The organism is Kitasatospora sp. NPDC048407, assembly GCF_043200475.1.
In the GTDB taxonomy this organism is placed as follows: domain Bacteria; phylum Actinomycetota; class Actinomycetes; order Streptomycetales; family Streptomycetaceae; genus Kitasatospora.
The window spans coordinates 340,859-361,515 of the sequence record NZ_JBICXW010000005.1 but is presented as its reverse complement, the minus strand read 5'-3'; the positions used below and the strand labels follow the sequence as shown (position 1 = coordinate 361,515).

Annotated in this window: 19 protein-coding genes; 10 read left to right on the top strand and 9 right to left on the bottom strand. The window is 72.4% G+C overall.

The features are described 5' to 3' along the window. Positions 1 to 18: 18 nt before the first annotated feature. Positions 19 to 801: a hypothetical protein gene (locus ACGFWJ_RS13605; protein WP_392948680.1), complete on the bottom strand. Its 783-nt coding sequence runs from the start codon at positions 799 to 801 to the stop codon at positions 19 to 21. A 279-nt stretch (positions 802 to 1,080) separates the two neighbouring features. On the opposite strand from ACGFWJ_RS13605, the gene dnaE reads away from it, so the two are divergent. Further along, on the top strand, positions 1,081 to 4,614 hold the full coding sequence (dnaE, locus tag ACGFWJ_RS13600) for a DNA polymerase III subunit alpha (protein WP_392948677.1): 3,534 nt from the start codon (positions 1,081 to 1,083) through the stop codon (positions 4,612 to 4,614). Between the two features lie 66 nt (positions 4,615 to 4,680). On the opposite strand, the gene ACGFWJ_RS13595 is transcribed toward dnaE, so the two are convergent. The 3 genes from ACGFWJ_RS13595 to ACGFWJ_RS13585 all read right to left on the bottom strand — a co-directional run bounded on the left by ACGFWJ_RS13595 (position 4,681) and on the right by ACGFWJ_RS13585 (position 6,411). Beyond that, entirely contained in the window at positions 4,681 to 5,394 is a 714-nt protein-coding gene (locus ACGFWJ_RS13595; RefSeq protein WP_392948674.1) for an RDD family protein, read from the bottom strand. Between the two features lie 90 nt (positions 5,395 to 5,484). Continuing rightward, positions 5,485 to 5,934, bottom strand: a complete 450-nt coding sequence (locus ACGFWJ_RS13590; RefSeq protein ID WP_392948671.1) for a type II toxin-antitoxin system PemK/MazF family toxin — start codon at positions 5,932 to 5,934, stop codon at positions 5,485 to 5,487. Between the two features lie 21 nt (positions 5,935 to 5,955). Continuing rightward, positions 5,956 to 6,411: a MarR family winged helix-turn-helix transcriptional regulator gene (locus ACGFWJ_RS13585; RefSeq protein WP_392948668.1), complete on the bottom strand. Its 456-nt coding sequence runs from the start codon at positions 6,409 to 6,411 to the stop codon at positions 5,956 to 5,958. A 59-nt stretch (positions 6,412 to 6,470) separates the two neighbouring features. Between ACGFWJ_RS13585 and ACGFWJ_RS13580 the strand changes: the two genes are divergently transcribed. Next, entirely contained in the window at positions 6,471 to 7,322 is an 852-nt protein-coding gene (locus ACGFWJ_RS13580) for an alpha/beta fold hydrolase (protein WP_392948665.1), read from the top strand. A 52-nt stretch (positions 7,323 to 7,374) separates the two neighbouring features. Here the strand turns inward: ACGFWJ_RS13580 and ACGFWJ_RS13575 are convergent, their stop codons facing one another. Continuing rightward, positions 7,375 to 8,259 (bottom strand): LysR substrate-binding domain-containing protein, encoded by an 885-nt coding sequence (locus ACGFWJ_RS13575; protein WP_392948662.1) that lies wholly within the window; start codon positions 8,257 to 8,259, stop codon positions 7,375 to 7,377. 71 nt (positions 8,260 to 8,330) lie between these two features. Here ACGFWJ_RS13575 and ACGFWJ_RS13570 point away from each other — a divergent pair, with 71 nt between their 5' ends. Beyond that, entirely contained in the window at positions 8,331 to 9,158 is an 828-nt protein-coding gene (locus tag ACGFWJ_RS13570; RefSeq protein ID WP_392948659.1) for a dihydrodipicolinate synthase family protein, read from the top strand. Between the two features lie 148 nt (positions 9,159 to 9,306). Continuing rightward, positions 9,307 to 10,335, top strand: coding sequence for an aspartate-semialdehyde dehydrogenase (locus ACGFWJ_RS13565; RefSeq protein ID WP_387863939.1), 1,029 nt, complete (start codon positions 9,307 to 9,309; stop codon positions 10,333 to 10,335). Between the two features lie 92 nt (positions 10,336 to 10,427). On the opposite strand, the gene ACGFWJ_RS13560 is transcribed toward ACGFWJ_RS13565, so the two are convergent. After that, a complete protein-coding gene (locus ACGFWJ_RS13560) occupies positions 10,428 to 11,183 on the bottom strand; it encodes a hypothetical protein (protein ID WP_392948657.1) in 756 nt (251 codons plus the stop codon). A 180-nt stretch (positions 11,184 to 11,363) separates the two neighbouring features. On the opposite strand from ACGFWJ_RS13560, the gene ACGFWJ_RS13555 reads away from it, so the two are divergent. From ACGFWJ_RS13555 to ACGFWJ_RS13540, 4 genes are all read left to right on the top strand, one after another. Beyond that, positions 11,364 to 12,548 carry an NYN domain-containing protein gene (locus ACGFWJ_RS13555; RefSeq protein ID WP_392948654.1) on the top strand — a complete coding sequence of 395 codons (1,185 nt, stop codon included), beginning with the start codon at positions 11,364 to 11,366 and terminating at the stop codon, positions 12,546 to 12,548. 73 nt (positions 12,549 to 12,621) lie between these two features. After that, positions 12,622 to 13,587: an ABC transporter ATP-binding protein gene (locus ACGFWJ_RS13550; protein ID WP_387863935.1), complete on the top strand. Its 966-nt coding sequence runs from the start codon at positions 12,622 to 12,624 to the stop codon at positions 13,585 to 13,587. Then, positions 13,584 to 14,384: an ABC transporter permease gene (locus tag ACGFWJ_RS13545; RefSeq protein ID WP_392948650.1), complete on the top strand. Its 801-nt coding sequence runs from the start codon at positions 13,584 to 13,586 to the stop codon at positions 14,382 to 14,384. The genes ACGFWJ_RS13550 and ACGFWJ_RS13545 overlap by 4 nt, the downstream gene beginning before the upstream one ends. Positions 14,385 to 14,455: 71 nt before the next feature. Then, positions 14,456 to 15,076, top strand: a complete 621-nt coding sequence (locus tag ACGFWJ_RS13540; RefSeq protein WP_387645881.1) for a hypothetical protein — start codon at positions 14,456 to 14,458, stop codon at positions 15,074 to 15,076. Positions 15,077 to 15,152: 76 nt separating this feature from the next. Here ACGFWJ_RS13540 and ybaK read toward each other — a convergent pair whose 3' ends face one another. From ybaK to ACGFWJ_RS13525, 3 genes are read right to left on the bottom strand one after another with little or no spacing between them, the layout of a single operon-like run. Then, a complete protein-coding gene (gene ybaK / locus ACGFWJ_RS13535) occupies positions 15,153 to 15,707 on the bottom strand; it encodes a Cys-tRNA(Pro) deacylase (RefSeq protein WP_392948647.1) in 555 nt (184 codons plus the stop codon). Positions 15,708 to 15,721: 14 nt separating this feature from the next. Next, positions 15,722 to 16,450, bottom strand: coding sequence for an LON peptidase substrate-binding domain-containing protein (locus ACGFWJ_RS13530; RefSeq protein ID WP_392948644.1), 729 nt, complete (start codon positions 16,448 to 16,450; stop codon positions 15,722 to 15,724). A 49-nt stretch (positions 16,451 to 16,499) separates the two neighbouring features. Then, positions 16,500 to 18,152 (bottom strand): oxidoreductase, encoded by a 1,653-nt coding sequence (locus ACGFWJ_RS13525; RefSeq protein WP_392948641.1) that lies wholly within the window; start codon positions 18,150 to 18,152, stop codon positions 16,500 to 16,502. A gap of 94 nt (positions 18,153 to 18,246) precedes the next feature. On the opposite strand from ACGFWJ_RS13525, the gene hisD reads away from it, so the two are divergent. Further along, positions 18,247 to 19,554 (top strand): histidinol dehydrogenase, encoded by a 1,308-nt coding sequence (gene hisD, locus ACGFWJ_RS13520; protein ID WP_392948639.1) that lies wholly within the window; start codon positions 18,247 to 18,249, stop codon positions 19,552 to 19,554. Beyond that, on the top strand, positions 19,551 to 20,651 hold the full coding sequence (locus tag ACGFWJ_RS13515) for a histidinol-phosphate transaminase (protein ID WP_392948637.1): 1,101 nt from the start codon (positions 19,551 to 19,553) through the stop codon (positions 20,649 to 20,651). The genes hisD and ACGFWJ_RS13515 overlap by 4 nt, the downstream gene beginning before the upstream one ends. The last annotated feature ends 6 nt before the right edge of the window (positions 20,652 to 20,657 follow it).

Sequence of the window (20,657 nt, the reverse complement as noted above, 5' to 3'; positions counted from 1 at the left end):
GCCCAAGCTAACAGTCGGTCAGGACATCGGAGGGGTGGGCGGCGGCTGGTGGTGAGAGTGGTCCTGGTGCGAGTGGTGGGGCTGCGGCTCGCCGCCGGTGACGGGACCGGGGGCGGGCTGGTGCGAGTGGTGCGGCTGGTGTGTGAAGTGCGGCGGGGCGGCCGGTGCCGGGGGATAGCCGGGCGCACCGGCGGGCGGCGCGGGCGGGGCGGCCGGTGCCGGGGGGTAGGCGTACGCGGCGCCGGGGTCGCCGGCGGGCGGCTGCGGCAGCCCGGGCCGCGGTGCGTGCGGGTGGGGGAAGGGCGGTTGCGGAACCGGCCCCGCGGCCGCGCCGCCCCACGGGCCGGGAACGGCGCCCGGGTGGCCGAAGCCCGGCTGCGGGTGCAGCGGGGCGGTGCCCGGGGTGCGGGTGGCGGCCACCACCACGGTGACGGCCAGGGCGATCAGCAGGTTCAGCGGCAGGGTCAGGGTCAGCAGCAGGTGCCCGAACGGCTTGTACACGTACTCGTTGCCGGCGTTGTCCCCGGTGAACAGGATGACCAGCTCGTTCAGCGAGAGGTACGCGTTGACGGCGGTCAGCGGTATCGCTGCGCCGCGCACCCAGCGGCCGCCCGCGAACGCGCCGAACACGACGGCGGCCGTCGCCAGCAGGTACGCGGTGCTCCAGCCGAAGAAACCGACCGGGGCCGGCACGATGTGCTTGTACGAGAAGCCGAGCGCCGTCGGCAGGTACGACAGGCCGTCGCCCTGCGCCAGGTCGTAGCCGAGGATGCCGAGCAGGCTGATGAGCTGCAACAACATGAGCACGCCGATTCCCGGCAGGCCGCGGACGGCCGGCCGGGCAGCGGGCAGAGGCGATGGTACGAAGGCCATGGCAGGGTCCCCTCCCGTAACCGTGTGGTGGTCGGAGGTTAGCGCTTCAACGTCCGGAGGGGGACTAGACTCGGATCCGCGATCCCGGAAGCCGTGGTCCGAGCCCAGGTGGTGGCTCGGGCCTTACGTGTTTCAGCCCCCGCAGTACCCCCGAAGTACCCCAGCAGTACCCCTCAGTACCCCCCTCAGTACCCCGGAGGCCCCGCCTTGAGCGACCAGCCGTACGCGCACCTGCACGTCCACACCGAGTACTCGATGCTGGACGGCGCCGCCCGGCTGAAGCAGCTCTTCAAGGAGGTCGAGCGGCTGGGCCAGACCCACGTCGCGATGACCGACCACGGCAACATGTACGGCGCCGCCGAGTTCCACAAGCAGGCCACCGCCGCCGGCATCACCCCGGTGATCGGCATCGAGGCGTACGTGGCGCCGGAGTCCCGCTCGAACACCAAGCGCATCCTGTGGGGCCAGCCGCACCAGAAGAAGGACGACGTCTCGGCGTCCGGTGCCTACACCCACAAGACCATCTGGGCCCGCAACAAGGAGGGCCTGCACAACCTCTTCAAGCTGACCTCCCGCTCGTACGCGGAGGGCTGGCTGGTGAAGTGGCCCCGGATGGACAAGGAGATCATCGCCGAGCACGCGGCCGGCCTGATGGCCACCACCGGTTGCCCGTCCGGCGTGGTGCAGACCCGGCTGCGGCTCGGCCAGTTCGACGAGGCGCTCAAGTCGGCCGCCGAGTACCAGGACATCTTCGGCAAGGAGAACTACTTCCTGGAGCTGATGGACCACGGCCTCGACATCGAGAAGCGGGTCCGTGACGGCCTCCTGGAGATCTCCAGGAAGCTGAACATCCCGCCGGTGGTCACCAACGACTCGCACTACACCACCGAGGCCGACGCCGGCGCGCACGACCTGCTGCTCTGCGTCCAGACCGGCAAGAACCTCTCCGACCCGGACCGCTTCCGGTTCGACGGCACCGGCTACTACATCAAGTCGGCCGCCGAGATGTACGGCCTCGACTCCTCGGACATCTGGCAGGAGGGATGCCGCAACAGCCAGCTGCTGGTCGCCTCCCGGGTCGACACCGAGGGCATGTTCAAGTTCAAGAACCTGATGCCGCGGTTCCCGATCCCGGAGGGCTTCGAGTCCGAGGCGGACTTCTTCAAGTCCAAGGTCTGGGAAGGCATGGACTGGCGCTTTCCGGGCGGCTACGACGACGAGCACAAGAAGCTCGCCGAGTACGAGATGGACACCATCATCCAGATGGGGTTCCCCGCGTACTTCCTCGTGGTCGCCGACTTCATCATGTGGGCCAAGAGCCAGGGCATCGCGGTCGGCCCCGGCCGTGGCTCCGCGGCCGGCTCGCTGGTCGCCTACGCGATGGGCATCACCGACCTCGACCCGATCCCGCACGGCCTGATCTTCGAGCGCTTCCTCAACCCCGAGCGCATCTCCATGCCCGACGTCGACATCGACTTCGACGAGCGCCGGCGCGGTGACGTGATCCGCTACGTGACGGAGAAGTGGGGCTCCGACAAGGTCGCCATGATCGTCACGTACGGCACCATCAAGGCGAAGGCCGCCATCAAGGACTCCTCGCGCGTCCTCGGCTACCCGTACGCGATGGGCGACCGGATCACCAAGGCGATGCCGCCGGACGTCATGGGCAAGGGCATCCCGCTCTCCGGCATCACCGACAGCTCGCACCCCCGCTACGGCGAGGCGGGCGAGATCCGCGGCCTGTACGAGAGCGACCCGGACGTCAAGAAGGTCATCGACACCGCGCGCGGCATCGAGGGCCTGATCCGCCAGCCCGGCGTGCACGCCGCCGGCGTCATCATGTCCGCCGAGCCGCTGACCGACCACATCCCGGTCTGGACCCGGCACACCGACGGCGTCACCATCACGCAGTTCGACTACCCCACCTGTGAGGGCCTCGGCCTTCTCAAGATGGACTTCCTCGGCCTTCGCAACCTGACGATCATGGACGACGCCGTCAAGGCGATCGAGAAGAACAAGGGCATCAAGATCGAGCTGCTCGATCTGCCGCTCGACGACAAGCCCACCTACGAACTGCTCGCCCGCGGCGACACGCTCGGCGTCTTCCAGCTCGACGGCGGCCCCATGCGCTCGCTGCTGCGCCTGATGAAGCCCGACAACTTCGAAGACATCTCCGCCGTCCTCGCGCTGTACCGCCCGGGTCCGATGGGCGTCAACTCGCACACCAACTACGCGCTGCGCAAGAACGGCCAGCAGGACATCACCCCGATCCACCCGGAGCTGGAGAAGCCCCTGGAGGAGATCCTCAAGCCGACCTACGGCCTGATCGTCTACCAGGAGCAGGTGCAGAAGGCCGCGCAGATCCTGGCCGGCTACTCGCTCGGCCAGGCCGACCTGCTGCGCCGGGCCATGGGCAAGAAGAAGAAGGAGATCCTGGAGGCCGAGTTCGTGCCCTTCCAGAAGGGCTGCCGCGAACACGGCTACTCGGACGCCGCGATCCAGGCCGTGTGGGACGTCCTCGTCCCCTTCTCCGGCTACGCCTTCAACAAAGCCCACACCGCCGGCTACGGACTGGTCTCCTACTGGACCGCGTATCTGAAGGCGAACTACCCCGCCGAGTACATGTCCGGCCTGCTCACCTCGGTCAAGGACGACAAGGACAAGTCCGCGGTCTACCTCAACGAGTGCCGCAAGATGGGCATCCAGGTGCTCCCGCCGGACGTCAACGAGTCCGACGCCGACTTCACCCCGCACGGCAGCGACACCGTCCGGTTCGGCCTGACCGCCATCCGCAACGTCGGCGGCCCGGTGGTGGAGTCGATGATCCGCACCCGGAAGGCCAAGGGGAAGTACACCTCCTTCCCGGACTTCCTGGACAAGGTCGAGGCGGTGGTCTGCAACAAGCGCACCGTCGAATCGCTGATCAAGGCCGGCTCCTTCGACTCGCTCGGGCACACCCGCAAGGGCCTGACCGCCCAGTTCGAGCCGATGATCGACAACGTGGTGTCGATCAAGCGCAAGGAGGCCGAGGGGCAGTTCGACCTGTTCGGCGGCGACAGTGTCTCCGACGAGCCGAGCTTCGGCCTGGACGTGGTGTTCTCCGAGGAGGAGTGGGAGAAGTCCTTCCTGCTCACCCAGGAACGCGAGATGCTCGGCCTGTACGTCTCCTCGCACCCGCTGCACGGCATCGAGCACGTGCTCGCCGACAAGGCCGACTGCGCGGTCGCCGACCTCGCGGAGCGCCCCGACGGCACCATCGTCACCATCGGCGGCATCATCTCCGGCCTCCAGCGGAAGATGACCAAGCAGGGCAACGCCTGGGCGATCGCCACCGTCGAGGACCTGGCCGGCTCCATCGACTGCATGTTCTTCCCCGCCAGCTACCAACTGGTCTCCTCCCAACTCGTCGAGGACGCCGTGGTGTTCGTGCGCGGCAAGCTCGACAAGCGGGAGGACGTGCCGCGGCTGATGGGCATGGAACTCACGGTGCCCGACCTGTCCAACGTCGGCGCCCAGCTGCCGATCGTGATCACCGTGCCGGAGAACAAGCTCACCCCGCCGATCGTCAGCCGGCTCGGCGAGGTGCTCACCCACCACAAGGGCTCCACCGAGGTCCACGTCCACCTGCGCGGGCGGACCAGGACCGTGGTGCTGCGCCTCGACCGGCACCGGGTGAAGTCCGACCCCGCGCTGTTCGGCGACCTGAAGCAGCTGCTCGGGCCGAGCTGCCTGGCCAGCTGACACCGGCAGGCGAAGAGCCCCTGCGGAGTCGGAACTCCGCAGGGGCTCTTCGCCGTTGACGCCGGATCAGCTCTCCTTGACCACCACGGTCTTGGCGGCCTTGTCGTGGAAGGTCTGCTGCAGCGGCTTGTCCCACAGCTGCGAGAGGCCGTTGACCAGCACCGCAAGGCTGCCGATGTACGGGACGATGTACGGGCCGCCCCAGACACCGGCCCGGGTCCACAGCTCGTTGTCGGTCGGCCGCGCGCCGGTGGCGACGCTGACCACCCGGAGCTTCATGGCCTTCTTGCCGACGGTCTGGCAGTGCTGAGTGGTCATCATGACGCCGTCATAGACGACGTAGGCGATCGCCAGCAGCGCGAAGTACCCGATGGTGAGCGGGCCGAAGGTCACGGAGGCCACGACGCCGACGGGGAGGCCGACGATCAGGCCGTCGATCAGGCGCGCCACGAACCGGTCCACCGGGGTGGCCAGGGTGCGGGTCCCCGGGGTCGGCGGGACGCCGGGCGGCAGCGGCGGGGCGAGCCAGCCCGGCCACTGGGCCTGCGGGGCGCCGTAGCCGGGCTGCTGCCCGTAACCCGGCTGCTGCCCGTAACCCGGTTGCTGTCCGTAGCCCTGCGGGGCGCCGTACCCGGGCTGCTGCTCGCCGTAGCCCGGCGGCGGCGGGGGAGGCGGGGGCGGGGTGCCGTAGCCGCCGTTGGCCGGAGGCGGCTGCTGGCCGTACGGGTTCTGGCCGTACGGGTCCTGCGGCCCGTAGCCAGGAGGAGTGTTGCTGCTCATGCGTCCGACTCCAGGTCAACTGTTGGGAGTTGCTGGTGCCGTTGTACCCGGTTCGGGGCGAGCGATGGAAGACGATCCGACAATCGTTACTCAGTGCCAGCCGTAACGGTGCCTCAACGAGTCGACCACCAGCTGGAAACGGGCCCGGTCGAGGGCGCACGCCTCGCGCCGCATTCCGCCGTCGTGCACCCGGAACACCCGGTCCAGCGCCACCCAGGAGTCCCGGCCGCTGCGGTCCCACGGGCCGGCGCCGAGCGGCACCCAGTCCGGGTCGTTGTCGTGACCCTTGCTGGACAGCATCACCGTCAGCAGGGTGCCGGACCGCTCCCGGGCCACCACCAGCACCGGGCGGTCCTTGCCGCGGCCGTCGTTCTCCTCGAACGGCACCCAGGTCCAGACGATCTCGCCCGGGTCCGGGTCGCCGTCGGGGGCCGGCGCGTAGGTGGTGTGCACCGAACCGATCCGCTCGGCCGCTATCTCCAGCGTGGCCCCGGCGCCGAACCGGCCGGGCTGTTCCTTCTGCTCGTTCAACTCATGCATGGCGGAAGGCTATCGACCGCTTCAAGCCCCCGCGTCCGGCTGCGACAGGTGGGCGGCGTAGAGGCGTTGCAGCAGCCGGTTCAGCCGGGCCCGGTCGGTGGCGGGGAGAGCGGCGAGGAAGCGGTCCTGCTCGGTGGCGGCCGCGGCGGCCAGGCCGTCCACCAGCGCCCGCCCCTCGGCGGTCAGTGCGACCACCCGGCGGCGGCCGTCGGTGTCGTGCGGGCGGCGCTCCACGAGGTGACGGCCGGCCAGGCCGTCGAGCACCGACACCAGGTTGCGGGCGTCCACCGCCACCAGCTCGGCCAGCCGGCCCTGGCCGACCGGGCCGTGCTGCCCGAGCGCGACCAGCACGCCGTACTGGGCCTGGGTCAGCCGGTGTTCGCCGAGGAAGGCCGTCCAGGAGCGGGCGGTGAGCGAGCCGAGCCGGGCCAGCAGGAAGCCGGTCCCGCGCTCGTAGCCCGGGCGGTCGTCGTTCATGCGGCCAGCCTAGACGACCGGTCATCGACATGCGACATGTCTTTTGGTAGACATGTCGCATGTCGATCGAACTGAGGCGCCATCAGATGCCCGTTGGTGAACTCTCCCTGCACGTCGTGGAATCCGGCGACCCCGACGGCCGCCCCTTCCTGCTGCTGCACGGCTGGCCCGAGTCCTCCCGCACCTGGCAGGGCGTGATGGCCGCGGCCGGCGACGAGGCCCGCCTGCTCGCCGTCGACCTGCCCGGCATCGGCCGCTCCACCGGCGGCGTCGGCGGCTCCAAGCGGCGGATCGCCGCCGCCGTACACGCGCTGATCGGTCAACTCGGCCTCACCGGAACCACGTTGGTCGGCCACGACGCCGGCGGCATGGCCGCGTACGCCTACCTGCGGGCCTTCGACGCCGTCGACCGGGTGGTGGTGATGAACACCGTGCTGCCCGGCGTCGCGCCCTGGGAGCAGGTGCTGGGCAACCCGTACATCTGGCACTTCGGCCTGCACGCCGTCCCCGAGCTGCCCGAGACGCTGGTCGGCGGCCGGCAGGAGGCCTACTTCGCGTACTTCTACCAGGTGCTGTCCGCCGACCCCGACCGGATCGCCCCCGAATCGCGCGCCGAACAGGCCGCCGCCTACCGCGAACCCGGGCAGCTCACCGCCGGGTTCGACCTCTACCGGGCCTTCGGGCAGGACGCCCGCGACAACGCCGAATCCGCCGCCGCCGGGCCCGTCGACACCCCGCTGCTCTACCTGCGCGGCACCCGCGAACCCGTCGACCTCGACGCGTACGCCGCCGGTCTGCGGGCGGCCGGGGTGCGGGCGCTCAGCACCGGGCTGGTCGAGGGCGGTGGGCACTTCATGCAGGAGGAGCGGCCCGCCGAAGTCTGGCGGCTGATCCGGGAGTTCGCGGGCTGAACGGGCTGAACGGGCTGAGGGCGCTGAATTGATCGAACGGGCCGAACGGGCGTCAGGCGGCGCGCAGTTCGGCCGGGACCGCCGTGTGCAGGGCCGCCGCGAAGGCGGCCACGGCGGGATGGGCGGCGGCGCCCGCGCGGAAGGCGGTGCGGGTGCGGCGGTAGATCGGCAGACGGGTCAGGGTGACGTTCGGGGGGCAGTGGCCGGTGCCCAGGTGGGGGACCAGGGCCACGCCCTGGCCGGCCGCCACCAGGGCGAGCTGGGCCGCGAAGTCGTCCACCCGGTGCCGGACCCGGGGGCTGAACCCGGCGGCCTGGCAGGCGCGTTCGGTCAGTTCGTGGCAGAGGGTGCCGGGCGGGGCGGTGATCCACGGGCCGTGCTGGTGGTCGGCGAGGGTGCCGGCGCTGCGGGCCGCCAGGTACATCGGCTCGGCGAACACCGGGCCGGTCAGCGCGATGCCCTCCTCCGGTTCGGCCGGCACCAGGTCGTACTCGTGCACCAGCGCCAGGTCGAGTTCGCCCGCGCGCAGCGCCGCCGCCACCGCGGCCGGGTCCACCTCGCTGACCATGGCCTCCAACTCGGGGTGCCGGGCGGCCAGTTCGGCCAGTGCGGCGGGGACCAGGGCGCGCACCGCGGACGGGTAGGCGCCGATCCGCAGCGGGCCGGCCAGCCCGCGGCGGGCGTGCGCCAGTTCGGCGTCCGCCCGCTCCAGCAGCTCCAGCACCGCCTCGGTGTGCCGCACCAGGTTCCGCCCGGCGGGGGTCAGCGCCACCCGCCGCCCGGTGCGCTCCAGCAGCGGCACCCCGGCCTCCCGTTCCAGCACCGACAGCTGCTGGGACACCGCCGAAGGACTGAACGCCAGGGCGTCCGCCACCGCCGCGATCGTCCCCAGGTGGGCCAGTTCGCGCAGCAGCCGCAGTCGTCGCACATCGAGCATCGGCTCAGCTTACGAGAAGCATCGGAAATGTGAACTGGACCCGCACGGTCGGCGCCCGGCACGCTTCCCCCATGGAACTCCACGGCATTCACGTCCCGCTGGTCACTCCGTTCACCGCCGACGGCGCCCTCGCCCTGGACGCGCTGGAGCAGCTGGCCCGCGACAGCCTGGACGCCGGCGCCGCCGGACTGGTCGCCCTCGGCACCACCGGCGAACCCGGATCCCTCACCGACGCCGAACAGGACGCGGTGGTCGAACTGTGCCGGCGCGTCACCACCGAGTACGGGGCCGTGCTGACGGTCGGCGCAGGGCACGGCGGCACCGCGCGCACCGCCGAGGCGCTGGCCCGGCTGGACGGGCGGGCGGGCGCGGCACTGGTCGCCGTCCCGGCGTTCGTCCGTCCCGGCGAGGCCGGGGTGCTCGCACACTTCCGGGAACTGGCCGCCACCAGCCCCGTGCCGCTGGTGATCTACCACATCCCGTACCGCACCGGGCAGCCGCTCGGCGCCGCCACGCTGCTGGAACTGCTGGCGCTGCCGCAGGTCGCGGGCCTCAAGTACGCCCCCGGCGGGATCGACGAGCAGGCCGTCGCGCTGCTGGGCGCCGAACCGCGCGGGGTGCTGGTCGGCGACGACCTGTTCCTGTCCCCGCTGCTCGCGCTCGGCGCCGACGGCGGCATCCTGGCCTCCGCGCACCTGGAGACCGCCCGTTTCGTCGCCCTGCACCGGGCCTGGGCGGACGGTGACGTGCCGCTGGCCCGCAAGCTCGGCGCGGAGCTGGCCGAGGTGTCCCGGGCCGCGTTCGCCGGGCCCAACCCGACCGCGCTCAAGGCGCTGCTGCACCGCGCCGGGCGCATCCCCACCCCGGCGGTGCGGCTGCCGCTGCTCGCGCACGGCTGAGATCCGCGCAGAATTTGCGGCCCGCGGGCGCCCCGACGAAAGGGATTGCCGCCTCGGACGGCAGGCGTTCACGCCTTGGGACGCCCCCGCGCGCACCCGCTCTGACAAGGCATGATGGCTTTGCACAACGTAGGAGGAGGAGACTCGGATGAAGGTCGGCATCGTAGGAGCCACCGGTCAGGTCGGCGGCGTGGTCCGCGAGATCCTGGCGGAGCGCAACTTTCCGGTCGAGCAGCTGCGGCTGTTCGCCTCGGCCCGCTCGGCCGGGCGCACGCTGCCCTGGAAGGACACCGAGGTCACCGTCGAGGACGCCACCACGGCCGACTACCGCGGCCTCGACATCGTGATCTTCTCCGCCGGCGGGTCCACCTCCAAGGCCCTCGCCCCGAAGGTCGCCGAGGCCGGAGCCGTCGTCATCGACAACTCCTCCGCCTGGCGCCGCGACCCCGAGGTCCCGCTGGTCGTCGCCGAGGTCAACCCCGAGGCGATCGCCGAGCGACCCAAGGGCATCATCGCCAACCCGAACTGCACCACGATGGCCGCGATGCCCGTGCTGCGGCCGCTGCACGGCGAGTCCGAGCTGGTCTCGCTGGTGGTCTCCACCTACCAGGCGGTCTCCGGCTCCGGCCTGGCCGGCGTCTCCGAGCTGCACGAGCAGGCCCGCAAGGTCGTCGACGACGCCACCGCGCTGGTGCACGACGGCGCGGCCGTCGAGTTCCCCGCGCCGGGCGTCTACAAGCGTCCGATCGCGTTCAACGTGCTGCCGTTCGCCGGCGCGCTGGTGGACGACGGCAGCAACGAGACCGACGAGGAGCAGAAGCTCCGCCACGAGAGCCGCAAGATCCTCGGCATCCCCGAGCTGAAGGTCTCCGGCACCTGCGTGCGCGTCCCGGTCTTCACCGGCCACTCGCTCCAGGTCAACGCCCGCTTCGCCCGCCCGCTGAGCCCCGAGCGCGCCACCGAGCTGCTGGCCGACGCCCCCGGCGTCGTCCTCACCGACATCCCCACCCCGCTGCAGGCCGCCGGCCAGGACCCGAGCTACGTCGGCCGGATCCGGGTGGACGAGACCGTCGACAACGGCCTGTCGCTGTTCCTGTCCAACGACAACCTGCGCAAGGGTGCCGCGCTCAACGCGGTGCAGATCGCCGAACTGGTCGCCGCCGAACTGCGCGGCTGATCGGCAGAGCCACCAGGGGCGCCGCCGAACTGCGCGGCTGATCGGCAGAGCCACCAGGGGCGCCGGGGAACCTCCCCGGCGCCCCTTCGCGCTCACTGCCCGGGGTGCGCCTGCTTCGGGGTGACGGTGATCGGCAGCTCCGCCGAGGTCGCCGATCCCGTCCACTTGTCGCCCGCCGTGTACCACTGGTACGTGCCCGACATGCTGGCCTCGAGTTGTATCGACACCATGCCCTCGGCGTTGCTGTTGGTCGCCGTCAGCGTGGACCAGTTGTCCGAGCCGGTCGGGCGGAACTGCAGGTACACCGTCGTACCGCGCTGCGGAATGTAGCCGCCCTCGTCCCACATGGTGCGCCGGAGCCGCGCCTGCAGCTGGATGCTCTGGCCGTCGACCGCCGTCGTGGGGCAGGACGCCTGGTCGAACTGCGCCGTCCGCTTCAGCGAGAAACCGCCCGCCGACTTCGACACGTAGCGGTCGCCGTCGTTGGCCTGGATCCGCAGGTCCACGAACCAGGTGCCGGCCTGGTCGTCGAACAGCACCCGGGAGGTCGCCGAGGCCGTCGCCTCGCCCGTGCAGCGGCTCACCGTGCCGGTGGCGTCCAGCGGGACGCAGCTCATCGGGCCGACCTTGAGGGTCGCGTAGTTCGGACCCCACAGACCTATCGGATCGACAGTGCGGATGCCGGAACGGTCCGTCGCCGTCACCTCCACTGGGAAGGTCCGGGTCTCGGTCGGGCCGAGCTCGACCGTGCGGCCGCCGTTGACCACCACCGAGACCAGCGAGGTGTCCCCCTGGGAGGTCTCCGGAACGGTCGAGGGCACCAGGACGATGGCGACCGCTCCGATCACCGCCACTCCGCACAATGCCACTGCACTCTTCCGCACGGTGTCCCAGTATCCAGGGTCGCGAGCCGAACCGTTCGACGCGGTTCACCGAGCGAACGAAGGGGAAAGGTGTGCGCAACGGTGGGCCGGACCGCCGGGCGGCGTCCCCACCGCCGCGGCGCCGGGCCGAGGAGGAGGTGCCAGATGGACCGCTGCGTCGTCCTGGTCGACGCGGGCTACCTGCTGGGCGCCGCCGCCAGCCTGCTCGCGGGAGAACCCGGCCGGTCCCGGATCGCCGTCGACCACCCGGTGCTGATCGGCGCGCTGCGCGAACGCGCCGAGGAGGAGACCGGGCTGCCGCTGCTGCGGATCTACTGGTTCGACGCCGCCATCGACCGCAGACCCGCGCCCGAGCACCGGCGCCTCAGAGTGCTGCCCCGGGTCACCGTCCGGCTTGGCGCGCTCACCCGCGCGGAGGGCCGCTGGGTGCAGAAGGGCGTGGACGCCGCGATGCACGCCGAACTCAGCGAACTCGCCCGCAACCACGCCTGCGCAGACGTGGTGCTGGTCACCGGCGACGGCGACCTGCTGCCCGGCGTCGCCTCCGCGAAGGAGCACGGCGTGGCCGTCCACCTGTGGGCGCTGGAGGCCGCCGACGGCGACTTCAACCAGTCCGAGGAACTCGTCGGCGAGGCCGACGAACGCCGGGTGCTCGACCGCGCCTGGATCGAACGCTGGGCCCGCCCCCGGGAGATCGCCACCGAACCCGCTGTCGTCACCCCCGTCGTCGCGCCGGTCGCCGTGCTGCCCACCCCGCCCCGCCCGCGCGCCACCGCCCCCGCCGCCGCGGCCGCCCCCAGCGGGCGGACCGCCCCGCTACGGGTCATCCCCACCCCCAAGGACCTGGCCGGCCGCGCCCCCGTCCTCGCACCCGTGCCCGTACCGCCGGCCGCCGCGCTCGGCGGGCCGGTGCTGCGCTGGTCCTCCGACCGCGGCTGGCTGGAGCGCACCGACACCACCGGCGCCGCCGACACCCTGCCCACCCTGGACCGCCTCACCACCGCCGCCCAGCGCTGGGCCGACCGCGAGGAGGACATCACCAGCGTCGGCGGCGACCCCCAGGAGGTCGGCCAGGTCTTCGCCCGCCGCTGGCTCGACCGCCTCGCCACCACCGACCGCCCCGCCCTGCTGTGGACCGAGCACCCGCGCATCCCGCACCGCCTCGACGGCGAACTGCTGCGCTACGCCGCCCGGTTCGGCCTGCTCGCGCACAAGGAGGACCAGATCGACGAGCAGGACAGGTACGCGATCCGGGAGGGCTTCTGGAAGGAACTGGCCGCCCGCGTCCCCGACACCCGGCGTCCCGCGGAGGCACTGGAGGACAACTGACCACCGCCGACGGCTGCTTTCGGTGTGACCCGCATGCCCGGAACGTCCCCTGCGGCGCGTAGAGTCTTCCGTCGTGAGCAAGGCACCTCAGGGCTGCTGCACCGTCAGCGGCCTGGTCAAGACCTATCGGGCGGGCGGCACCGAGGTCCGGGCCAACGACGGCATCGATCTCGCCGTCCGGCGCGGCGAGATCTTCGGGCTGCTCGGACCCAACGGCGCCGGTAAGTCCACCCTGGTCCGCCAGCTCACCGGCCTGCTCCGCCCCGACGCCGGCACCATCGAGCTGCTCGGCCACGACATCGTCCGTCACCCCGAACGGGCCGCCCGGCTGCTCGGCTACCTCGGCCAGGAATCCACCGCCCTCGACGAGCTCACCGTCGCCCTCGCCGCCGAGACCACCGGCCGGCTGCGCGGCCTGTCCCGCGCCGCCGCCCGCGCCGAGACCGCCGACGTGATCACCGAACTCGGCCTCGAACCGCTCGCCCACCGCCCGCTCGCCAAGCTCTCCGGCGGCCAGCGCCGCCTCGCCTGCTTCGCCGCCACCCTGGTCGGCGAACGCCCGCTGCTGGTGCTGGACGAGCCCACCACCGGCATGGACCCGGTCGCCCGCCGCGCCGTCTGGAGCGCCGTCGACCGCCGCCGCGCCGAGCGCGGCACCACCGTGCTGCTGGTCACCCACAACGTCATCGAGGCCGAGACCGTGCTCGACCGGGTCGCCGTGATCGACGGCGGCAAGGTCATCGCCTGCGACACCCCCGGCGGCCTCAAGGCCCTGGTCGACGGCCACGTCCGACTCGACCTGGTGTGGCGCCACGACGCCCCCACCGGCGTCCCCGCCGTCGCCGCGCTCGCCGAACGCGCCGAGCGCACCGGCCGCCGCTGGACCCTGCGCACCACCCCCGACGAGGCCCGCGAACTGGTCGCCGCCGTCACCACCGGCCCCGCCTTCGCCGCCCTCGACGACTTCACCCTCGCCACCCCCACCCTGGAGGACGCCTACCTCCGACTCGGCGGCCGGCACGAAGGACTCACCCGATGACCCTGCTCGACGCCCCCGCCGACACCGGCACCGGGCAGGCCGCCCCGCTGGCCCCCGCGGCCCGGCTGCTGCCGGCGCTGGCCGCCGTCTACCGCGCCCAGCTGGCCCGCGCCAAGGTCTCCCGGATCCCGCTGCTGTTCGTCGCGACCTTCCAGTCCATCGGCATCCTGGTGATGATGCGTGGCGTCGTCGACCCCGGCGACAATCCCTCCGCGCACGCCGTGGTGGCCGGCTCCGCCGTCCTGGTCGTCGCCTTCGTGGCACTCAACCTGCTCGCCCAGTACTTCGGCCGGCTCCGCCACACCGGCGGCCTCGACCACTACGCGACGCTGCCCGTCCCGCCCGCCTCCGTGGTGCTCGGCACGGCCGCCGCGTACGCCTCCTTCACCGTGCCCGGCGTGTTCGTCACCGCCGCCGCCGGCAGCTGGATGTTCGGGTTGCCGATGGGTCGGCTGTGGATCCTGTTCGCGGTGATCCCGCTGGCCGGCGCCGCGCTCGCCGGACTCGGCGCGGCGCTCGGGCTGCTCGCCCCCCGCCAGGAACTCGCCACCCTCGCCGGGCAGTTGGGCATGTCCGCAGCGCTGCTGCTGGGCGTCCTGCCGGCCTCCCGGCTGCCCGTCCCGGTGCAGTGGCTGCGCGACCTGCTGCCCTCCAGCTACGGCGTCGACGCGTTCGCCCTCACCTTCGCCCCGCAGCCCGACTGGGCCCGCGTCCTGATCGACCTCGGCGTCTGCGGCGCGGTCGGCCTCGGCTCGCTGACGCTCGCCACCTGGGCGTACCGGCGGGCCGCCCGCTGAGACCGTTCCTGGGGGAACCTGCACCGCCGGGAGATCGACAGCGGCGGGGGCGGCCGTGGGACGATGGGGCCGTGACCGTACCGAACACACCTGCGGGTAACACGCCGCCCGGGGCGGACCCGTTCGCCCCGCCCCACCCGCACCAGCCGCCCGCCCCCGTCGAGCGGCCGCCGGTCGGCCCCGAACTGCGGATCGGAGCGATCATCGCTGTCGCCGGAGCGGTCCTCGGCGTCGTCCTCGGCCTGCTCTGGCTCTGGCTCGCCCCCCGGATCGGGTTCGAGGTCCAGGACAACCGGATCCTCTACCGCGACCCCGAAGGCGAAGCCCAGATCGCCGCCGTCGGCGTCTTCTCCCTCCTCGGCCTCGCCCTCGGCGTCGCCACCGCCCTCGGCGCCTTCCTCTGGACCCGCGCCCGCGGCGGCGGCATCGCCGTCGCCGTCGGCCTCACCGTCGGCGGCCTCCTCGGCTCGGTCATCGGCTGGCAACTCGGCACCCGGCTCGGCCCCACGACGGACCTGCGGGCGCACGCGCTGGCCGTCGGCAACGGCGGCACGTTCGACGGGCCGCTGGAGCTCACGGCGCACGGGGCGCTGCTGGTGTGGCCGATGACGGCGACGATCGTGCTGCTGGCGCTGTCGGCGACGTTCGGCAAGCGGGAGCCGGACCGGCCGCCGTACTGGGCGCAGCAGTAGCGGGTGCGAGGACAGGGGCGCGGGGAACTGCGCGACAAGCGCAAGTCACGTCCGCAAGGTCGCGATCACGTGCAGGTCATTGTCCTGCGTCGCGATCTTGCGGTTGAGTGCGTTCCCCTTCGCGCAGTTCCTCGCGCCCCTGATTTCGCCTGATCGCCCAAGTGACCGCGTTGGTGAGGCGGATCAGGTCCGCCGGGGCGAGTTCGATTTCCATGCCGCGCTTGCCTGCGGAGACGTAGACGGTGGGGTGGGTCAGGGCGGTGGTGTCGATGACGGTGCGGAGCTTCTTGCGTTGGCCGAGGGGGGAGATGCCGCCGAGGACGTAGCCGGTGGAGCGTTCGGCGGCGGTGGGGTCGGCCATGGTGGCGCGTTTCGCGCCGAGCGCGGTGGCGAGGGCCTTGAGGTCGAGTTGGCCGGAGACGGGGACGACGGCTACGGCGAGGGCGCCGTCGGTCTCGGCGAGGAGGGTCTTGAAGACGCGTCCGGGCGGGACGCCCATCGCCTCGGCGGCCTCGGCTCCGAAGGAGCTTGCGGTGGGGTCGTGGGCGTATTCGTGGAGGGTGAACGGGACCGCGGCGGTGTCGAGGGCGACGGTCGCGGGGGTGCCGCCGGCGGTCTTCTTCTTGGCCATGGGTGGGGGTGTCCTCAGTTCGGGCTGAAGGCCTGGCGGGTGAGGTCGGTGGCGGGCAGGGACGGGAGTTTGGCGATCACCGCGCTCTCCTGGCGGAGCAGTTCGAGTTCGCGGGTGAGGCGCTGCGCGGTGTCGGGGCAGGCGAGGAGTTCCTGCTTGACGGCCACTGGCAGGGTGGTGGCGGCGGCGACCAGGTAGGAGAGCACCTGCGGGTCGTCGGGGAGTTCGGGTTCGCCGTTGAGGGTGGCTTCGCGGGCGCCGGCCAGTCGCTTCTGGTAGGTGCGGAAGGCACGTTCGACGCCGGCGGCGAGTACGCCGGAGCCCTCGCCGGGCTGTTCGGGCAGCACGGAGACGTCGCCGACGAGGTAGGGGCCAGTGGCGTCGATCGCGCGGAGCCGGAACCGGGTGGTGCCGGTGACGAGGAGTTCGTAGCGGCCCTCGGGCTGGTCGCGGACGGAGGCGACGTCGGCGACGCAGCCGACCGGGTGGAGGGCGTCCAGCGGGTCCTCGCCGGGGGCGCCGATGCCGTCCAACGGGCCTGCGGGGTCGTCGAGTTCGCGTACGGGTGCGACCTCCCGGCCGTCCCGGATGGCGATCACGCCGAAGCGGCGGGGTTCGTCCTCGGGCAGCTTCTGCAGGTCGGCGACCAGGTGTCGGTAGCGCTCCTCGAAGACGTGCAGGGGCAGCACCAGGCCCGGGTAGAGGACCGTGTTGAGGGGGAAGAGCGGGAGCCGATCAGTCACGGCGGACAGCGTAGTTCCCGTGGGGCCGCCGCCGCTCCGGACTTACCGGCTAGCCGCGCTGGAGGAGGCGGGTGACGCCGGCCACGGCGGTGGTGGCGAGGACCCAGCCGGTCAGGACCAGGGCGGTGGCGACCCACTGGCCGGGGCGGTCGGGGTTCCAGCCGGCCTGGCCGAGGTCGATCAGGGGGAGGACCTTGCCGGCCGCGTACAGGGCCGGGTTCCACGCCACCGCTTCGTCGGGTTTGATCGGCTTCGGCGGGTGTTCCTGGAAGTAGATGGTGCCGAGCGCCCAGGCGAGGACCAGCCAGGTGGCGGCCCGGCCGGGGCGGTAGCCGTAGCCGACGGCGGCGTCCTGGAGGTGGCCCCAGAGCCGGCCGGGCAGCGGCAGGGTGGCGCGTCGGCGGCGCTGCTTGGCGAGCAGGACGGTGCGGGCGTCCTCGTCGGCGCCGTCGCGGCGCAGGGCCGCGGCGAGCTGCTCGTACGCCTCGGGGCGGAACTCGGCGCCGGACTCCAGCCATTCGACGCGGCGTTCCAGCGGGAAGGGCTCGGCGGGGCGGAGCGATTCGTAGCTGAAGCCGGTGAGTGAGATGTGCCGGTCGGTGGGCCAGGCGTCGGGGGAGTCGACCAGGTTGCCGATCCGGGCGCGGTTGAGACTGACGGTGCCGGTGGGCGGGGTTCGGCAGGTGAAGCGGAGCTCGGGGGTCTGGATCCGGTTGAGGGAGAGTTCCTGGTCGGGGCCGAGGTGGAACTCGGCGGCGGTGATCAGGCAGGCGTTGTCGAAGCGGCCGTCGGAGAGCCGGACCCGGCCCCAGGAGCGGAACGGGGTGTGGGTGACGTCCTCGTAGGCGGCGGTGGCGGGTTCGCCGTAGCCGGAGCCGTAGACGGTGCGGGAGCCGGTCCAGTCGGCGTCGGCGGAGCCGGACAGGTACAGGGTGTGGCCGATGGTGATCCGCGGGGCGTTGAGCGCGTTGGGGTTGACGGGCGAGGCCCGCAGGGTGGCGCCGCGCAGCGAGAGGCGGCCGCCGATCCGGGCCGAGCGCAGGCCCACCTCGCCGAGCACGTCGAGCCGTTCGGCCTCGCAGTCCTGGTTGACGCCGATCCCGTCGGCGGACAGCGAGCGCCCGAAGCTGTCGGGGCCGATGGCGGACTGGTTGAGCAGCAGGTCGGTGCCGATCCGGGCGTCGGTGAGCCGGACGCCGGCGGGTATGCCGCAGCGGGCCAGGTGCAGGTCGCCCTCGGTGGCGATCCGGGACGCCTCCAGCCGGGGGAGTGCGCAGGAGACCAGCCGCAGGGTGGCGGCGGAGGCCTCGGAGAGCAGCAGCTTGTGGTCGAAGCGGCACAGCCGCAGCTCGACGTAGCCGTCGATCCGGCCGCCGGCCAGGTCGAGCCGGCCGGTGATCCGGGCGCCGGTGAGCTTGAGCGAGGTGACCTTGCCGGGCGCGGGGGCGGGGCCGTGCAGCAGCAGCCGGGCGATCACCTCGGCGCGGACGGTGCGCTCCGGCCCCCAGGGGGTGGAGTCGAACGGGTCGTCGGGGCCGCGGCTCTCGTCGTCCGGGCGGACGGCCTGCCCGGCGGGGGCGGGCCGGACCAGGTCGGTGCGGGGGTCGGAGCGGTCGGCCCGCAGGTCGTACACGTCGCCGTGGCGGAACGCCTCCCACAGGCCGCGCTCGGTGTCCGTCCAGTCGTCCGGTGCCTGATCCACCGCGCCCCCCGATGATCTTGTAGCCGTCTCACCTTTCGTATCACGGACTGAAATGCCCGGATGTGGTTTTTCGCCACTCCTTACACTTGGCCGTGTGATCTCTCGAATCGACCTCCGCGGCTCCGACCAGGACCCCCGCGACGTGCTGCCCCGTGCCGAGTTCGACGTGGAGGCCGCCCTTGAGAAGGTGCGGCCGATCGCGGAGGACGTACGCCATCGTGGCGTGGCGGCGTTGATAGAGATCACCGAGCGTTTCGACGGGGTGCGGCTGACGTCCACCCGCGTCCCGGCCGAGCAGATCGCCGAGGCCCTGGAGCAGCTCGACCCGAAGGTGCGCGCCGCGCTGGAGGAGTCGATCCGCCGGGCCCGCGCCGTGCACGGCGACCAGCGGCGCAGCGGCCACACCACGCAGGTGGTGCCCGGCGGCACCGTCACCCAGCGCTGGGTGCCGGTGGACCGGGTCGGCCTGTACGTGCCGGGCGGTCTGGCGGTCTACCCGTCCTCCGTTGTGATGAACGTGGTGCCCGCCCAGGAGGCCGGAGTGACCGGCATCGCCGTCACCTCGCCGCCGCAGAAGGCGTTCGGCGGCCGGGTGCACCCGACCATCCTGGCGGCGTGCGCGCTGCTCGGCGTGGACGAGGTGTACGCGGTGGGCGGCGCCCAGGCGGTGGCGATGTTCGCGCTCGGCACCGAGGAGTGCGCGCCCGTCAACCTGGTCACCGGCCCCGGCAACATCTACGTGGCGGCCGCCAAGCGGCTGTTCGCCGGCCGGATCGGCATCGACTCCGAGGCCGGCCCGACCGAGATCATGGTGCTCGCGGACGACACGGCGGACGCCGCCGAGGTCGCCGCCGACCTGATCAGCCAGGCCGAGCACGGCCCGACCTCCGGTTCGGTGCTGGTCACCGCCTCGGCGGAGCTGGCCGACGCGGTGGAGGCCGAGCTGAAGACCCAGGTCGCCCGCACCCGGCACTCCGAGCGGGTGGCCGAGGCGCTGGGCGGCCCGCAGTCCGGCATCATCCTGGTCGACGACCTGGACCAGGGCCTGGCCGTCGTCAACGCGTACGCCGCCGAGCACCTGGAGATCCAGACCGCCGACCCGCACGCCGTCTCCGAGCGGGTGCGCAACGCCGGCGCGATCTTCCTCGGCCGCTTCACCCCCGTCTCGCTGGGCGACTACGCGGCCGGCTCCAACCACGTGCTGCCGACCGGCGGCTGCGCCTGCCACTCCTCGGGCCTGTCCGTGCAGACCTTCCTGCGCGGCGTCCAGGTCGTCGAGTACGACCGCCAGGCGCTGGCCGACATCGCCGCGCACGTGGTCAACCTGTCCGAGGCCGAGGACCTGCCCGGCCACGGCGATGCGATCAAGGCCCGATTCGAGTGGAGTGTCCCCAGCTCGTGACGACCATCGACGACCTCCCCGTCCGGGACGAACTCCGCGGCCAGTCCCCTTACGGCGCACCGCAGTTGGACGTGCCCGTCCAGCTGAACACCAACGAGAACCCGTACCCGCTGCCCGAGCCCCTGGTGGCCCGGATCGCCGAGCGGGTCGCCGACGCCGCCCGGCAGCTCAACCGCTACCCGGACCGGGACGCGGTCGAGCTGCGCACCGGCCTGGCGGCGTACCTGAGCCGCACCACCGGCCACGCCGTGACGAAGGACCAGGTGTGGGCCGCCAACGGCTCCAATGAGGTGCTCCAGCAGCTGCTGCAGACCTTCGGCGGGCCCGGCCGCACCGCGATCGGCTTCGAGCCCTCGTACTCGATGCACGCGCTGATCGCCCGCGGCACCGGCACCGCCTGGGTCTCCGGCCCGCGCAACGAGGACTTCACCATCGACCTGGACGCGGCCCGCGCGGCGATCGCCGAGCTGCGCCCGGATGTGGTGTTCATCTGCTCGCCGAACAATCCGACCGGCACCGCCGTCGAGGCCGACACGGTGCTCGCGCTGTACGAGGCCGCGCAGGCCGCCAAGCCGAGCATGGTGGTGGTGGACGAGGCGTACGTCGAGTTCTCGCACCGCGCCTCGCTGCTGCCGCTGCTGGCCGGCCGCCCCAACCTGGTGGTCTCGCGCACCATGTCGAAGGCGTTCGGCGCGGCCGGGCTGCGGCTCGGCTACCTGGCCGCCGATCCGGCCGTGGTGGACGCGGTGCAGCTGGTCCGGCTGCCGTACCACCTGTCGGCGGTCACCCAGGCGACGGCGCTGGCCTGCCTGGAGCACACCGACACGTTGCTCGGCTACGTCGCGCAGCTGAAGTCCGAGCGTGACCGGCTGGTGGTCGCGCTGCGCGAGCTCGGCCTCGAAGTGACCGACTCGGACGCCAACTTCATCCAGTTCGGCCGCTTCGCCGACACCCACGCGGTGTGGCAGGCGATCCTCGACCAGGGCGTGCTGGTCCGCGACAACGGCGTGCCCGGCTGGCTGCGCGTCACCGCCGGAACGCCCGCCGAGAACGACGCCTTCCTGGCCGCCGTGTCCTCCGTGATCAAGGAGCTGTAACCCCGC

Bases quoted from the DNA above. Each gene is read 5' to 3' on its own strand.
- ACGFWJ_RS13605 (WP_392948680.1), bottom strand. From the start codon at position 801: ATGTTGTTGCAGCTCATCAGCCTGCTCGGCATCCTCGGCTACGACCTG.
- ACGFWJ_RS13595 (WP_392948674.1), bottom strand. From the start codon at position 5,394: ATGAGCAGCAACACTCCTCCTGGCTACGGGCCGCAGGACCCGTACGGC.
- ACGFWJ_RS13590 (WP_392948671.1), bottom strand. From the start codon at position 5,934: ATGCATGAGTTGAACGAGCAGAAGGAACAGCCCGGCCGGTTCGGCGCC.
- ACGFWJ_RS13585 (WP_392948668.1), bottom strand. From the start codon at position 6,411: ATGAACGACGACCGCCCGGGCTACGAGCGCGGGACCGGCTTCCTGCTG.
- ACGFWJ_RS13580 (WP_392948665.1), top strand. From the start codon at position 6,471: ATGTCGATCGAACTGAGGCGCCATCAGATGCCCGTTGGTGAACTCTCC.
- ACGFWJ_RS13575 (WP_392948662.1), bottom strand. From the start codon at position 8,259: ATGCTCGATGTGCGACGACTGCGGCTGCTGCGCGAACTGGCCCACCTG.
- ACGFWJ_RS13570 (WP_392948659.1), top strand. From the start codon at position 8,331: ATGGAACTCCACGGCATTCACGTCCCGCTGGTCACTCCGTTCACCGCC.
- ACGFWJ_RS13565 (WP_387863939.1), top strand. From the start codon at position 9,307: ATGAAGGTCGGCATCGTAGGAGCCACCGGTCAGGTCGGCGGCGTGGTC.
- ACGFWJ_RS13555 (WP_392948654.1), top strand. From the start codon at position 11,364: ATGGACCGCTGCGTCGTCCTGGTCGACGCGGGCTACCTGCTGGGCGCC.
- ACGFWJ_RS13545 (WP_392948650.1), top strand. From the start codon at position 13,584: ATGACCCTGCTCGACGCCCCCGCCGACACCGGCACCGGGCAGGCCGCC.
- ybaK (WP_392948647.1), bottom strand. From the start codon at position 15,707: ATGGCCAAGAAGAAGACCGCCGGCGGCACCCCCGCGACCGTCGCCCTC.